Origin of the sequence: Paenisporosarcina macmurdoensis (assembly GCF_042658845.1) — a bacterium.
In the GTDB taxonomy this organism is placed as follows: domain Bacteria; phylum Bacillota; class Bacilli; order Bacillales_A; family Planococcaceae; genus Paenisporosarcina; species Paenisporosarcina macmurdoensis.
In genome coordinates this window covers 1-14,909 of record NZ_JBHSRI010000019.1, presented here as the reverse complement: position 1 = coordinate 14,909, position 14,909 = coordinate 1, and the positions used below count along the sequence as shown (strand labels likewise).

14 protein-coding genes are annotated in these 14,909 nt (G+C 33.3%); all 14 read left to right on the top strand.

The window, feature by feature from the left end:
• Nucleotides 1-3 precede the first annotated feature (3 nt).
• The 14 genes from ACFPYN_RS12500 to ACFPYN_RS12435 all read left to right on the top strand — a co-directional run bounded on the left by ACFPYN_RS12500 (nucleotide 4) and on the right by ACFPYN_RS12435 (nucleotide 14,736).
• Nucleotides 4-606, top strand: a complete 603-nt coding sequence (locus tag ACFPYN_RS12500; RefSeq protein ID WP_377734617.1) for a sugar transferase — start codon at nucleotides 4-6, stop codon at nucleotides 604-606.
• 15 nt (nucleotides 607-621) lie between these two features.
• Complete coding sequence (locus ACFPYN_RS12495) at nucleotides 622-1,467, top strand: 3-hydroxyacyl-CoA dehydrogenase family protein (protein WP_377734615.1); 846 nt, start codon at nucleotides 622-624, stop codon at nucleotides 1,465-1,467.
• A 14-nt stretch (nucleotides 1,468-1,481) separates the two neighbouring features.
• The gene (locus tag ACFPYN_RS12490; protein WP_377734613.1) at nucleotides 1,482-2,132 is read left to right on the top strand and encodes an acetyltransferase; all 651 of its coding nucleotides are present in this window, start codon (nucleotides 1,482-1,484) and stop codon (nucleotides 2,130-2,132) included.
• Between the two features lies 1 nt (nucleotide 2,133).
• Nucleotides 2,134-3,276, top strand: a complete 1,143-nt coding sequence (locus tag ACFPYN_RS12485; protein WP_377734611.1) for an aminotransferase class I/II-fold pyridoxal phosphate-dependent enzyme — start codon at nucleotides 2,134-2,136, stop codon at nucleotides 3,274-3,276.
• Nucleotides 3,277-3,514: 238 nt separating this feature from the next.
• Nucleotides 3,515-4,798: an asparagine synthase (glutamine-hydrolyzing) gene (asnB, locus tag ACFPYN_RS12480; protein WP_377734609.1), complete on the top strand. Its 1,284-nt coding sequence runs from the start codon at nucleotides 3,515-3,517 to the stop codon at nucleotides 4,796-4,798.
• 25 nt (nucleotides 4,799-4,823) lie between these two features.
• Nucleotides 4,824-5,423 (top strand): asparagine synthase-related protein, encoded by a 600-nt coding sequence (locus ACFPYN_RS12475; protein WP_377734607.1) that lies wholly within the window; start codon nucleotides 4,824-4,826, stop codon nucleotides 5,421-5,423.
• Nucleotides 5,424-5,584: 161 nt separating this feature from the next.
• The gene (locus ACFPYN_RS12470) at nucleotides 5,585-6,394 is read left to right on the top strand and encodes an acyltransferase (protein ID WP_377734606.1); all 810 of its coding nucleotides are present in this window, start codon (nucleotides 5,585-5,587) and stop codon (nucleotides 6,392-6,394) included.
• 58 nt (nucleotides 6,395-6,452) lie between these two features.
• Entirely contained in the window at nucleotides 6,453-7,592 is a 1,140-nt protein-coding gene (gene rffA / locus ACFPYN_RS12465; protein ID WP_377734605.1) for a dTDP-4-amino-4,6-dideoxygalactose transaminase, read from the top strand.
• 11 nt (nucleotides 7,593-7,603) lie between these two features.
• Entirely contained in the window at nucleotides 7,604-8,482 is an 879-nt protein-coding gene (gene rfbA, locus ACFPYN_RS12460) for a glucose-1-phosphate thymidylyltransferase RfbA (RefSeq protein ID WP_377734603.1), read from the top strand.
• Nucleotides 8,483-8,501: 19 nt separating this feature from the next.
• Entirely contained in the window at nucleotides 8,502-9,518 is a 1,017-nt protein-coding gene (gene rfbB, locus ACFPYN_RS12455) for a dTDP-glucose 4,6-dehydratase (RefSeq protein ID WP_377734601.1), read from the top strand.
• 425 nt (nucleotides 9,519-9,943) lie between these two features.
• The gene (galU, locus tag ACFPYN_RS12450; RefSeq protein ID WP_377734599.1) at nucleotides 9,944-10,825 is read left to right on the top strand and encodes a UTP--glucose-1-phosphate uridylyltransferase GalU; all 882 of its coding nucleotides are present in this window, start codon (nucleotides 9,944-9,946) and stop codon (nucleotides 10,823-10,825) included.
• A 1-nt stretch (nucleotide 10,826) separates the two neighbouring features.
• A complete protein-coding gene (gene galE / locus ACFPYN_RS12445; protein ID WP_377734597.1) occupies nucleotides 10,827-11,807 on the top strand; it encodes a UDP-glucose 4-epimerase GalE in 981 nt (326 codons plus the stop codon).
• Nucleotides 11,808-12,291: 484 nt separating this feature from the next.
• Entirely contained in the window at nucleotides 12,292-12,573 is a 282-nt protein-coding gene (locus ACFPYN_RS12440; protein WP_377734595.1) for a hypothetical protein, read from the top strand.
• A gap of 1,113 nt (nucleotides 12,574-13,686) precedes the next feature.
• Complete coding sequence (locus ACFPYN_RS12435) at nucleotides 13,687-14,736, top strand: 2,3-butanediol dehydrogenase (RefSeq protein WP_377734593.1); 1,050 nt, start codon at nucleotides 13,687-13,689, stop codon at nucleotides 14,734-14,736.
• Nucleotides 14,737-14,909: the final 173 nt, after the last annotated feature.

Here is a 14,909-nt window from a genome sequence, read left to right as displayed (position 1 = left end):
CCTATGAAAAGAACTTTTGATCTAATAGCTAGTTTACTAGCATTAGTAATGTTATCACCTATTATCGTTATTACTGCGTTATTTGTTAAAAAGAAAATTGGTTCGCCTGTCTTGTTTAAACAAGAACGACCTGGTCTCAATGGGAACCTATTCTATGTTTACAAGTTTAGATCAATGACAGATGAGCGAGATGCAAAAGGTCATTTAATTCCAGACTATATTCGTCTAACTGCTATTGGAAAAACGCTTCGCAAGTATAGTTTAGATGAACTTCCTCAATTGTTAAATGTCACTAAAGGCGATATGAGTTTTGTAGGTCCTCGACCTTTGCTATTTGAATATTTACATTTATATAGTAATAGACAAGCAAAGAGACACGAAGTCCGTCCAGGAATTACTGGTTGGGCACAAGTAAATGGTCGGAATGCGATTTCTTGGGAACAAAAGTTTGAATATGATGTGTGGTATGTAGAAAATCAATCATTCTGGTTGGATATTAAGATTTTGTTTATGACTATATTAAAGGTAATTAAGTCTGAAGGAATTACTCAAGATGGACAAGCAACAATGGAGAAATATGCAGGCAATAATATCAAGAAAAACTAAAATGGTGGTGGTTTTTTGTTTCATTCTGTGGCAATTATAGGCGCTGGTCAAATGGGGACGGGGATTTCTCAGTATTTAGCAATGAAAAACATTAAGGTAACTCTAATAGATTACAAAGAAGCTAATATCTATAAAGCTAAACAAAGTATAAATAATAATTTAAACAAATTATTATTGAAAGAAAAAATGACAAATGATGAATTATTACAAGTTCAATCAAGTATTAATTACACAACCGAAATTGATAAATGTAGTGAGATGGATCTAGTAATAGAGTCGATTTCTGAATCTTTAGATAAGAAACAAGAGTTATTTAATAAATTAAATGAAATAATGAATGAAAATTCCATACTAGCAACAAACACTTCATCATTATCTATAACAAAATTGAGCGCTATGTATAAAATACCATCGAAAGTGATTGGAATACATTTTTTTAATCCAGCAGTTATAATGCCTCTAGTGGAGATCATAAACGGGTTAGAAACATCCAAAGATACCATTGCACAAGTAAATGAATTCATAGAAAAGATTAATAAAATACCAGTATTTGTACTAGATCACTCAGGCTTTATCGTGAATAGAATATTAATACCCATGATAAATGAAGCTGTGTTCGTTTTACAAGAAGGAATTGCATCTGCCGAAGAAATAGATAAAGCTATGAAGCTTGGATCGAATCAACCTATGGGCCCATTAGAATTAGGAGATTTTATCGGATTAGATACATGTTTATCAATTATGGAAACTCTTCATTCGAATTTGGGAGAAGATAAATATAGACCAGCACCATTGTTACGTAAATATGTTGATGGTAATCATTTGGGAAGAAAAACAAAAAGAGGTTTTTATTTATACTAACTAGGAGGAAATATATGAAGGATATAGTCATAATTGGTTCAGGAGGTTTTGCACGTGAGGTTGCTCACTTAATAGAGGATATAAACGAAAAAAAACAGGAGTGGAACCTTCTTGGTTTTTTAGATGAAAATAGGGAACATCAGGGTCAAACTATTAATGAATTACCAGTACTTGGTGGAATGGAATGGTTAGAACAGAGAGAAACTATATCTGTTGTTCTGGGTATTGGTTCACCAGAAGTTAAAAAAAGAATTGTTAATAAAATAAAAGAACTTAAAACTATTTCTTATCCCAACTTAATACATCCAACTGTAAATTGGTCTAGATTTAATAATTTTGGAAAAGGTAATATTATTTGTGAAGGGAATATTTTGACAACCAATATAAAAATTGAACATTTCGTGACCATTAATTTAAACTGTACAATAGGGCATGATACAAAAATTGGTTCTTATTCTACAGTCTTGCCTAACGCATCAATATCCGGAAATGTGACATTTGGAGAGTGTGTTGAGTTCGGTACTAACTCCACCATTATTCAAGGAATTATAGTTGGAGAAAGAACTATTGTTGGTGCTGGGGCAGTTGTAGTAAGAAATCTGCCTGCAAGATGTACTGCTGTTGGAATGCCTGCTAAACCAATAAAATTTCATGAGGAATGTTAATATGAGCAAACGTATTTTTCTATCTTCCCCTCATATGAGTGGAAATGAGCAATCATATATAAAAGAAGCATTTGATACTAACTGGATTGCGCCGCTAGGGGCAAATGTCGACAGATTTGAATCTGAAATTGCAACTTATGCAGGAAGTACTTGTGCATCAGCAGTTAGTTCAGGAACAGCAGCTATTCATTTAGCTCTGGATTTATTAGGAGTTGGACAGGGAGACAACGTGTTTTGTTCTACATTAACATTTATTGCAACTGCAAACCCTATTCTTTATTTAGGGGCAGAACCAGTATTTATTGATTCTGATGAAGAGTCGTGGAATATGTCACCCTTGGCATTGGAAAAAGCTTTAATTGAAGCCAAAGCAGAATACAAATTACCGAAAGCAGTTCTTATTGTTAACCTCTACGGACAAAGTGCGAAGATGGATGATTTGATGACATTATGTAATGCGTACGGTGTCCCGGTAATCGAAGATGCAGCAGAATCACTGGGTGCTTCTTATAAAGGGAAGAAGAGTGGAACATTCGGTAAGTTTGGTGTGTTTTCATTTAATGGTAATAAAATAATTACAACATCAGGCGGTGGAATGTTAGTGTCGGATGACATTGAACAAATAAAACGTTCTCGCTTCTTAGCAACTCAAGCACGTGATCAAGCAATGCACTATCAACATAGTGTAGTAGGTTATAACTACCGAATGAGTAATGTGTTAGCTGGCATTGGTCGAGCACAGTTGGAAGTATTGGATGACCGAGTAATTGCTCGCCGTGCTGTTTTTGAGAGATATGCAGAAGCTTTGGGTGAAATTGATGGCCTAGAGTTCATGCCTGAACTTGAAAACACCTTCGGGAATCGATGGTTAACGACATTGACTTTGGATCCTGAGAAGATAGAATTAACGCCTAACAACTTAATTGATGCATTGGCTGAAGAAAATATCGAAGCCCGTCCTGTATGGAAACCATTGCATTTGCAGCCTTTGTTTGAAGGATGTAAGTATTGTTCACACGGAGAGAATGATGATGTGAGTAAGCGATTGTTTGAAAGAGGATTATGTTTGCCAAGTGGGTCGAATATGACGGTTGAAGAGCAGGGGAGAGTTATTTTTCTAATAAAACAACAGTTACGGATGTGAAAACTGCAATTTCATTAACCTAATTAAAATTTCCAACTAATTTACTTGAAAAGACAAGAACTTAGCAAGCAATTGCTACAGTTGTTAGAGAAAAAATAGAAGAATCTAAATTGATAATAACATGTTAATTATACCCCAGTGATACTGGGTATATTGTATTCACCTTCTCTTTTATAACTTTTCAATGGTATGAAATGATTTAAAGTATAGAAAACGTTTTTTAGAAGGGAATACAAGTATGTGTGGTATAAACGGAATAGTATTTAAAAATATTTCATTAAAAAATTTAAATAATAATAAAGTAAATGAAATGAACAATAAAATAAAGCACAGGGGACCTGATGATGATGGGATCTTTATAGATGAAGCTTGTAGCCTAGGAATGAGAAGACTATCAATAATTGATATTGATAATGGCAAACAACCAATATTTAATGAAGATAAATCCAAAGTGATTGTATTTAATGGTGAAATATATAATTACAAGGAATTAATGTCTAGTCTCAAAAATAAAGGACATATTTTTGAGACTAATTCAGATACAGAGGTTATTCTACATGCATATGAAGAATATGGTTCAAATTGTGTGGAATTCTTACACGGAATGTTCGCCATTGCTATATGGGACATTAAAAGAAAAGAATTATTTTTAGCAAGAGATAGAATTGGAAAGAAACCACTTTATTATTTTAATAATTCATCAAAACTTATTTTCGGATCAGAACTTAAAAGTTTAATGATTCATGAAGAAATAAAAAAAGAAATAGATTCAGATGCTTTAGAAAATTTTCTTCGATTTTATTACATACCACAACCTTTGAGCATAATTAAAGATGTTCATCAACTGATGCCAGGTCATTATTTGAAATATTCAATAGAAACTAACAAAATTGAAATTAATAAATATTGGGATGTAAGTAAAGAAAGAAAAACTGAAATTAAGAATTACGATCAAATAAAAAAAGATTTAAAAATAGAAATGACTAATGTAGTAAAAGAAAGAATGATTAGTGAAGTTCCTCTAGGTGCATTTCTTAGTGGAGGAATTGATTCAAGTATTATTGTTGGTTTGATGTCTAGTATTTCGGAGGACCCGATTAATACTTTTACTATAGGTTATAAAAATATGAAAGAATACGATGAAAGTGAATTAGCAAGAAAAGTAGCTAATTTAAACAAAACAAACCATACAGAATTATTCATAGACTTTAACAATTTAAATGATGTTATTGAAGAAATAACAAATAATATGGATGAACCTTTTGCTGACTCATCGGCGATACCCACGTATTATGTTTCAAATTTAACAAAAAATCACGCAACAGTTGCTCTTTCTGGGGATGGTGGCGATGAGCTTTTTGCAGGTTATAATAAGTACACAAGTTCATATTATCAAAAATACTATTCTAGATTACCTTTTTTCTTACGAAAGAATATTATTGAAAATAGTTTAAGTCTTCTTCCATCGGATAATAGAAATTCAATAACCTCTTTTGGCACAAAAGCAAAAAAAATTTATTAGTAGTTCTAATCAGGATGACTTAAGTATGCATATTAAATTAATGGAAACATTTAATAAAGATCAAGTATCAAAGCTATTAAAAAAACCAACCAAAAATAATACTTTTAATGTAGACAAACAATTACACGATTATTTCTATTATATTAAAGATGCAGAACCAGTTGAGCGGATGATGTATACTGACTTAAAGTATGCTTTGCCTAATGATATGTTAGTAAAGACTGATAGAATGAGTATGTTAAACTCTTTAGAAATTAGATCACCTTTTCTTGATCATAAAATAGTTGAAATGGCGTTTAATATACCTTTACAATACAAGATTATAGGAACAAAAAGAAAAATCATATTAAAAGACACTTTTTCTGAATTTCTTCCTAATGAAATTCTAAATGCAAAAAAAAGAGGGTTTGGTATTCCATTAGCAGAATGGTTTAAGAGTGAGTTGAAGGAACTTCTGTTAAGTACACTTTCGAAAGAAAATGTGGAATCAGCAAACTTAGTTAATTATTCTGTTGTTTCAGAAATTATTATTGAACATCAAAATGGGAAAAAGAACCATGCAAATCTTTTATGGAGTCTAGTAGTCTTGCATAAATGGTATGAAAAATTCATGAAATCTATATAAGGGTAAGGGTTGAATAAAAAAAATGGAAAGTGAAAAATAAAAGGAACACAGGAATAGGTAGGGTATGGCTATGGACAGTAGCGTCATATACTCCCTAACTATATCTTCCTATAATTTTTCCGGCATATTAGTAGATGTAGAGAATTTTAAGGAGAATATAAATGACACTGATTAAAAAAAATCCTAATACTAAAGTAATAATTGAAGATAAAGTTAGATTAGGGGTAAATATTGTCCTCGGCCCACAATGTAAAGAAATAAAAATTGGTTTTGGAACTTTTATTGGTGATAATGTATATATTGATATACCCTATTTAAGTATTGGAGAATATACTTCTATTCATAAAAGTATCACTATACATGGATATCTTCCATGTAGCATTGGACATAATTGTTGGATTGGAGAACACACAATAATTGATTCCATTGGTGGGACTACAATTGGTAATAATGTGGGAGTGGGGACATATTCTCAGTTATGGTCACATATGAAATTTGGAGATATGATGAAGGGTTGCCGCTGGAATATTAGTAAACCACTTGTAATTGAAGATGATGTGTGGCTTGTAGGACACTGCATTGTTTCACCGATTACCGCAAAAAAAGGATCCTTATTAATGGTTGGAGGTGTTATTACTAAAGATATGGAAGAAAACAGAGTTTATGGAGGTTCTCCAGCAAAAGATTTAACTGACAAGATTGGGACTCAGTTTAAGGATGTTTCTATTATTGAGAAAAAGTCTTATTTTAATAACCTGTATATTCAGTTTTTATCAAGTGAAAATATTAATAAAAATGACTATCCAATCGTTCTAGTAGAAGAAATAGATAAAAAGGTAATAACTAAATTTGAAAATGTTACTCAATTTTGTTTGAATGATCAAACATACGTGCCAACATATTCAGAATTAGAATACAAGTTTATAAAATATATGCTATATGATAGAGCCAAATTCATTCCAATTAAATAGATTAAAAAGTTTTTCACATATAAAATATAACAAAATTTATAAGTTTGGAGGGTCATATGTGATTAATTTTAATATTCCACCTTTTATAGGAAAAGAGCTTGAATATATTAAAGAAGCCATTGAAATAAATAAAAAGTTATGTGGTGATGGACCATTTACAAAGAAATGTAATAATTGGTTTGAAGAAAACTTTCAAACTCCAAAAGCATTAATGACTACATCTTGTACTCATTCCTTAGAATTGGCTGCGATATTAGCAAACATTCAACCAGGTGATGAAATAATTGCACCTTCTTATACATTTGTATCGACAGTTAATGCATTTGTTTTAAGAGGAGCGAAAATAGTATTTGTTGATATTAGGCCTGACACTATGAATATAGATGAAAGTTTAATAGAAGATGCAATAACTGAAAGAACTAGAGCAATTGTTCCTGTGCATTATGCAGGTGTTTCTTGTGAAATGAATAAAATAATGGAAATCGCAAAGAAACACAGCTTATATGTAATTGAGGATGCAGCTCAAGGAGTTATGTCAACTTATAAAGGGACTTCATTAGGCACAATTGGTGACTTTGGCTGCTTTAGCTTCCATGAAACAAAAAATTATTCCATGGGTGAAGGTGGTGCTTTATTAATTCGAAATAAAGAATTTATAGAGCGAGCTGAAGTTATTCGTGAAAAAGGTACAAATAGAAGTAAATTCTTAAGAGGTCAAGTAGACAAGTATTCATGGGTAGATATAGGAAGTTCTTATTTACCAAGCGAACTAAATGTAGCATATTTATTTGCTCAGTTAGAAAAAGCCAATATGATCAATAATAATCGAATTAATTCATGGAATTTATATTATAATGGATTTAAGACTTTGCAGGAAAGTGGCATTTTAGAATTGCCATATATACCTGGTGATTGTGAACATAATGCACATATGTTTTACATAAAATGTAAAAACTTGGAAGAAAGAACAGAATTAACAAAGTACCTAAAGGAAGAAGGTATTATTGCTTCATTTCATTACGTTCCATTACATACTTCTGAAGCTGGACTAAAGTACTCTCGTTTTTTTGGTCCAGATAATTTTACTACTGTAGAGAGCGAACGCCTTTTGAGGTTGCCACTTTACTATAATATGGAAAAAAGTGAAGTTTTTTTTGTGATTAACAAAGTAAATGAATACTTTAGAAGAATAAAGTGAGGTGATTAATTTTGAAAGGTATTATTCTAGCTGGTGGTTCTGGTACACGTCTTTATCCTTTGACTAAGTCTATTTCAAAGCAAATGCTACCGGTGTACGATAAACCAATGATTTATTATCCTCTATCGGTTTTAATGCTAGCGGGAATAAAAGAAATTTTAATTATTTCTACTCCTAGGGATATTACAGGATTTAAAGACCTTCTAGGTGATGGAAGTAAACTCGGTATGAGTCTAGAATACGCCGTTCAAGAAACCCCAAATGGTCTTGCAGAGGCCTTTACGATTGGGGAGAATTTTATTGGTGATTCTTCTGTTGCTTTAGTACTTGGTGATAATATCTTTTACGGTTCAGACTTTGGTAACAAAGTAAAACAAGCAGCGACGTTAACAACTGGTGGTATCATCTTTGGATGCTATGTGAAAGACCCAAGAGCATATGGAGTAGTTGAGGTTGATGATCAATTGAATGCAGTTTCAATTGAGGAAAAGCCTAACAAACCTAAATCATCATATGCGGTGCCAGGTTTATATTTTTTTGATAATAAAGTTGTAGAAATTTCAAAAAGAATAAAACCTTCTGATCGTGGTGAAAAGGAAATTACATCCGTAATAGATGAATATCTTCGTATTAATAAACTCAAAGTGCAAATCATGGGCAGGGGCTTAGCTTGGTTAGATACAGGTACACACGAATCATTATTGGAAGCTTCTAATTTTGTAGAGGCGATACAAAAGAGACAAGGCTTATATGTAGCATGTATTGAGGAAATTGCTTTTAGAAGAGGTTATATCACAAAAGAACAGTTATTAGAATTAGCAGAACCGTTGATTAAAACGGATTATGGAAAATATTTAGAAGAAGTTGCAGTAGGAATTCAAAAAAATTAACAATAAAAAGGAGTAAGTAATGAAGAAGATATTAGTAACTGGTGGAGCGGGGTTCATTGGTGGTAATTTTGTTCATTATATGGTGAATAAATATCCTCAATATATTATATACAATTTAGACTTACTTACTTATGCTGGTGATTTAACAAAACATTATGAAATTGAAAATAAAGATAATTATTTCTTTGTGAAAGCTGATATATCAGATCGAGAAACTGTAATGTCTTTATTTGTAAAAGAGAAATTTGATTATGTGATTCATTTTGCTGCAGAAAGCCATGTAGATCGTTCGATTACTGAACCTGAAATTTTTGTACGTACAAATGTATTAGGAACACAAGTATTGTTAGATGCCGCTATGCAAATAAATCTTACGAAGTTTATTCATGTATCTACCGATGAAGTTTACGGCGAATTGGAATTTGATCCAACTTTATTCTTTACGGAGGAAACCCCCTTACAACCAAATAGTCCGTATAGTGCGAGTAAAGCTTCATCAGACTTACTAGTACGAGCTTACTATGAAACATTTGGTCTTCCTATCAATATAACCCGTTGTTCAAACAATTATGGCCCTTATCATTTTCCTGAAAAGTTAATTCCATTAACTATTTCTCGGGTGTTAAATGAACAAAAGATTCCAGTATACGGTGATGGAAAAAATATAAGAGATTGGTTACATGTAAGTGACCATTGTGCAGCTATAGATTTAGTAATGCATGAAGGTGTGAATGGCGAAGTGTATAATGTTGGAGGTCATAATGAACGAACAAATCTCGAAGTTGTCAAAACAATTATTAGTAGTTTGGGTAAATCAGAAGAGCTAATTGAGTTCGTCATAGATCGATTAGGACATGACAAACGGTATGCAATTAATCCTACTAAACTAGGGAATCTAGGTTGGAAACCTACGTATACTTTTGAAACAGGAATTTTACAAACGATTCAATGGTATCTTGATAATAAAGAATGGTGGGAGCAAATTTTAAATGGGGAATATCAAAGTTACTTCGATAAACAGTATTCCAATAAATAGTTCTTCTCATAAAAATGGACACGACAATTGTTAGGAGAATTTTAAGAATTAAACTTGTACATTGTTAGAATTTTAGCGCTGCCATCTGCGACAATTTAGTAAGATGTTTTGTTGAACAATTATCAAGTTTATCATTTTTCCTATTAATGAATTTAATTTAATTAGAGAATTCGTCTGAATTCAACCTTGATGACACCTTTATATGGTCTGTGGATTGCTGCTAGAAACTATATAGGAAATGCAATGGCGACCGAAATTACATCTTCGGTCGCTAGTTTTATGTATTAGAATGTGTCAATTCTATCTTTCGTCAAAAGATTCAAAGGCAGAGAATTTTGATGCATAACAACATAATGGGGTATAATTTAAATAGTTACATAGGTTTTGTTATTGCACAATTTAATTAGTGAAAGTAGGTATTTACCGTGAAAATAAAAAAAGCAATTATTCCAGCTGCCGGTCTAGGAACTCGGTTCTTGCCTGCGACAAAAGCAATGCCAAAAGAAATGCTGCCAATAGTGGATAAGCCTACTATTCAATATATAGTAGAAGAAGCAATAGCATCTGGTATAGAAGACATAATTATTGTAACTGGTAAAGGAAAAAGAGCAATTGAAGATCACTTTGATCATGCTTATGAATTAGAAGAGACCTTAATGAAGAACGGTAAATGGGATATGCTAGATTCTGTTATGAAGACTTCAAAAGTAGAAATTCATTATATTCGCCAAAAGCAACCTTTGGGATTAGGACATGCTATTTGGTCAGCACGTAATTTTATTGGCAAAGAACCATTCGCTGTGTTGCTTGGGGATGATATTGTTGAAAACGATGAACCATGCTTAGCACAATTGATGGATCAATATGATAAGACAGGTAAGAGTGTGATTGGTGTTCAGAAAGTTTCGAATAGTGACACAGAACGTTATGGTATTATTGATCCTCAAGAAAGTAATGGGAAGCTAATTAAAGTAAATCGTTTTGTAGAAAAGCCAGCTGCAGGAACTGCACCATCTAATTACGCGATTATGGGAAGATATGTATTAACACCAGAAATTTTTGATTTCTTAGGGGAACATCAATTAGGAGCTGGTGGAGAAATTCAACTTACTGATGCTATTCAGAAATTAAATGAAGTTCAACCCGTTTATGCATATGAGTTTGATGGAAGACGTTTTGATGTGGGAGATAAGTTTGGTTTCCTTGAAACGACTATTGAATTTGCTTTGAAAAGACCAGAACTGAGAGAACAACTGTTAGAGTTATTTGAGAAAAAATTAGAAGAATCATTGATTAAAGGGGAATAACATGTCAATTTTAGTATGTGGTGGCGCTGGCTATATTGGTAGCCACACGGTTAAAGAACTAATTGGGAACTACGAAGTCGTAGTATTGGATAACTTATCAACGGGATATCCTTTTTTATTAGATGACAATGTAACATTTGTAAATGGTGACTTAGGAGATGAAGCTGTTCTTGATTTTGTATTTACTACTTACAAGATTGATGCAGTTTTCCATTTCGCAGCGAATAGTTTAGTAGGAGAGTCAGTGGAAAAGCCATTGATTTATTATGGTAATAATGTCAGTGCAACTATAACCTTATTAAAGAAAATGGTTGAATACGGAGTAGGGAAATTCATCTTTTCTTCTACTGCCGCTACTTACGGCATACCAAACACAGAAATGATTACAGAGGAGACCGCTACAAATCCGATTAATCCCTATGGGCGTTCAAAGCTTATGGTAGAACATATTCTAGCTGATGTTGCTCTTGTACATGATTTGCAATATGTAGTCTTGAGATATTTCAACGCTGCAGGAGCGCATAAGTCTGGAGAAATAGGGGAAAGTCATGAACCAGAATCACACTTAATCCCAATTGTGTTGCAGCACTTATTAGGACAGAGAGAGAAGATTTCTGTTTTTGGCACTGATTATGAAACAGCCGATGGCACTTGTGTGAGAGACTACATTCATGTGACTGACTTGGCTAATGCTCATGTACTAGCTTATGAAGGATTAGTTAGTGGTGATATATCTAATGAAATATATAACCTTGGAAACGGTGCAGGTTATTCTGTACAAGAAATTATCGAAGTATGTGAAAAAGTTTCAAAAAAATCTGCTGTTGTTGAATATGCTGATCGACGTCCTGGAGATCCGGCTGTGTTGGTGGCTTCTTCTGATAAGATTACTAAAGCATTAGGTTGGAAACCTAAATATCAGTTGCAAGAGATTATAGAGAGTGCTTGGAGATGGCACAGTAATGAAAAACCAGGAAAATAGAATATATTAACCATGTGCTTCCTGGTGTTTGTTTTTCTGAAAATCGGGTACCTGTGTAAAAAACTAATCAGAATATACACTACAATTGCATAAGAAATTCCTTAAAGGCTGTAGGCAATGAGTTTCTAAAAAGAAATTTTGACTAAATTATCAATATTGTAAATAGTCATAATTTAAGTGGTGCCACCCATGACAAATTAATCGGTAATTTTTGATAAACAATTTTGAAGTGTGTTATTTTTTTGTTGTAACACTGACGATTTAATCAGAAATTGCTACCATATTTTGCATGGGTTGCACCTTTTTTTGAAATCGTCAAGTTGCCCCTCAAATTTAAATAGAAAATTTAGAAGTGCTCGAAGTTGTTTTTTCGGGTTCTTTTGTTTTGTGAATAAATAACAGAAATTTCTTACATATTTGAATGAATTAAATTAAAATAAAGAGAGAGTTGATGTCTAAATACCACGAAGGAGAAACACGTTAAATGAAAATTACTATTCATATCATCATAGGATTAAATCAAGAATCAATTGAACTAGCGACATATCTAAAAAAAAGACGCGAAGTTGTTTATATTTGCGATGATACCTTCAGCGGAATATATAAGCGAAAAGATTTCACTTTTGTCGATCAACAATTTGTCGATTCAATCGACCACACCATATTTAAAGTATATGTCTATAACCCCCCCTATAAAAAAGGACACATTTTTCAAGGAACTAGATCGTTTATGATGGAGAAGAAACAGCCTGGTTCAGGAGTGTAACCGCTAAACTAGACTAAACAGTTTGCAGCAATTCATAAATCAAGTGCCTGTGTAAAAAACTAATCAGAATATACACTACAATTGCTTGAGAAATTCCTTAAAAGCTGTAGGCGATGGGTTTCTTAAAAGTAAGTTTGATTAAATGATCAATTTTGTAAATAGTCATAATTTAAGTGGTGCCACCCATGACAAAGAAATCGAGAAAATTTGATAGACAATTTTGAAGTGTATCATTTATTTGCTAATTATCACCCGCTAAAATCATAAATAGCGATTAAAATCAGCATGGGTGGTACCTTTTTCTAAAGTTAAAGAAAAGTAGACAATCACAACTATTTTGGGATTTCAACATCTGCTGCCATTTCATATTTGCTAGCTTGCTTTAAAAATCTGGTACCTGTGTAAAAAACTAATCAGAATATACACTACAATTGCATGAGAAATCCCTTAAAAGCTGTAAGCAATGGGTTTCTTGAAAATAAGTTTGATTAAATGATCAATTTTGTAAATAGTCATAATTAAAGTGGTGCCACCCATGACAAAGAAATCGAGAAATTTTGATAAACAATTTTGAAGTTTATCATTTATTTGCTAATTATCATCCGCTAAAGCCATAAATAGCGATTAAAATCAGTATGGGTGGCACCTTTTTCTAAAGTTAAAGAAAAGTAAACAATCACAACTAGTTTGGGATTTCAACATCTGCTGCCATTTCATATTTGTTAGCTTGCTTTATACTTTCTAAGCCAAACTTGAAGTATTGTGCTCGTCAAAGCTTGCGGGTAGCGTTGTTTACATATGAACCGCAGGATTGACTATAAGATAGGAGCTAAGTGACCTGGTCAATTAGCTTCTTTTTTTCGTTGAATAATCGGCTACCTTTGTAAAAAAACTAAGTCCTGTAGCTTTTAGAAACTTAGCCCATAACAAAATCGTATGATTTAGTGTGACAATCCAAAACGAGCAGGAAACTCTACCTAGTTGCACACGCATAAGGCACTATCATGTTAAAGTACTTTTATATTTGTTAAAATCAGTATAGGGAGATTTTTCATATTCCTCATAAACAGAACCGGTTATTTTTAAATAAAATAGTAGGAGATGTGAAGAAGTATGAGAGCAGCAGTTTGGTATAAAGCGCAAGATATACGTGTTGAAGAACGGGAAGTAAGCGTAGTTCTTCCTAATGAAGTGAAAATAAGGGTTGCTTGGGTAGGTATTTGCGGCAGTGACTTACATGAATATCAAGAAGGTCCTGTGCTAATTCCTTCAAATGGTCCTGATCCATTAACAAACCAGGAAGCACCACTAACAATGGGACATGAATTTGCTGGAGTCATCGAGGAAATCGGCTCTGATGTAACACGATTTAAAACGGGTGATCGAGTTGTTGTAAATCCTTTGATTACAAAAGGTAATAAAGCGCCCGAATACGATATATATGACGGATTTACATTTGTTGGACTTGGATCTAATGGTGGTTTTGCTGACTTTACGATTGTAGCTGAACATAATGTTTACGCACTTCCAGATGGACTGTCACTCGAGGAAGGCGCACTTGTCGAACCGACGGCTGTTGCTGTACAAGCTGTCAAAGAAGGTGGGTTGCAATCAGGACAAACAGTAGCAGTATTTGGTGCAGGCCCAATTGGTCTTGTGACGATTATTGCTGCGAAGGCACAAGGGGCAAGTAAAATTGTTGTTTTCGACTTGTCAGATAGTCGCCTAGAAAAAGCAACATTAGTAGGAGCTACGCATGTAGTCAATCCTGGTAAAGTGAATCCTTTAGAAATAGCAAAAGAGATTGAACCTGAAGGATTTGACGTGTCATTTGAAGTGGCTGGTGTGGAAATTACATTAAACCAGGCAATTAAGGTCACAAAATCACGCGGTACGGTTGTCATTATTTCCATCTTCCCTAAACCGGTTTCATTCGACCCAATGGATTTGACAACTACCGGAGTTAAAATCACGTCAACTCTAGCGTATGAGCCTGAAGTGTTCCAGAAAACAATCGATTTAATGAGCTCTGGACAGATAGATCCGAAACTAATTATCACAAGCCGGATTGAGTTAGAAGAAATCATTACAAAAGGTTTTGATGCACTGACGAACGACAAAACACAAGCGAAAATTCTAGTTAAATTGAGTGGCGAACAATAAAACCAGCCGATATTGCTTCGGCTGGTTCAGTCTGGAATCACTTTTTAAGTGAGCGTCAAATAGTGCACACATTCTAATAGAAGAAGATTCATGAGATACTCCTCCCAGATTTGATTTTCTGGGGGGATTTTATTTGAAAAGAAAAGAAAAAGAACAAGTTTGGTTAGAAAAGA

Excerpts from the sequence above, each read along its gene's own strand:
- ACFPYN_RS12500 (WP_377734617.1), top strand. The coding sequence starts at position 4 with ATGAAAAGAACTTTTGATCTAATAGCTAGTTTACTAGCATTAGTAATG.
- ACFPYN_RS12490 (WP_377734613.1), top strand. The coding sequence starts at position 1,482 with ATGAAGGATATAGTCATAATTGGTTCAGGAGGTTTTGCACGTGAGGTT.
- ACFPYN_RS12485 (WP_377734611.1), top strand. The coding sequence starts at position 2,134 with ATGAGCAAACGTATTTTTCTATCTTCCCCTCATATGAGTGGAAATGAG.
- asnB (WP_377734609.1), top strand. The coding sequence starts at position 3,515 with ATGTGTGGTATAAACGGAATAGTATTTAAAAATATTTCATTAAAAAAT.
- ACFPYN_RS12475 (WP_377734607.1), top strand. The coding sequence starts at position 4,824 with ATGCATATTAAATTAATGGAAACATTTAATAAAGATCAAGTATCAAAG.
- ACFPYN_RS12470 (WP_377734606.1), top strand. The coding sequence starts at position 5,585 with ATGACACTGATTAAAAAAAATCCTAATACTAAAGTAATAATTGAAGAT.
- rfbB (WP_377734601.1), top strand. The coding sequence starts at position 8,502 with ATGAAGAAGATATTAGTAACTGGTGGAGCGGGGTTCATTGGTGGTAAT.
- galE (WP_377734597.1), top strand. The coding sequence starts at position 10,827 with ATGTCAATTTTAGTATGTGGTGGCGCTGGCTATATTGGTAGCCACACG.
- ACFPYN_RS12440 (WP_377734595.1), top strand. The coding sequence starts at position 12,292 with ATGAAAATTACTATTCATATCATCATAGGATTAAATCAAGAATCAATT.
- ACFPYN_RS12435 (WP_377734593.1), top strand. The coding sequence starts at position 13,687 with ATGAGAGCAGCAGTTTGGTATAAAGCGCAAGATATACGTGTTGAAGAA.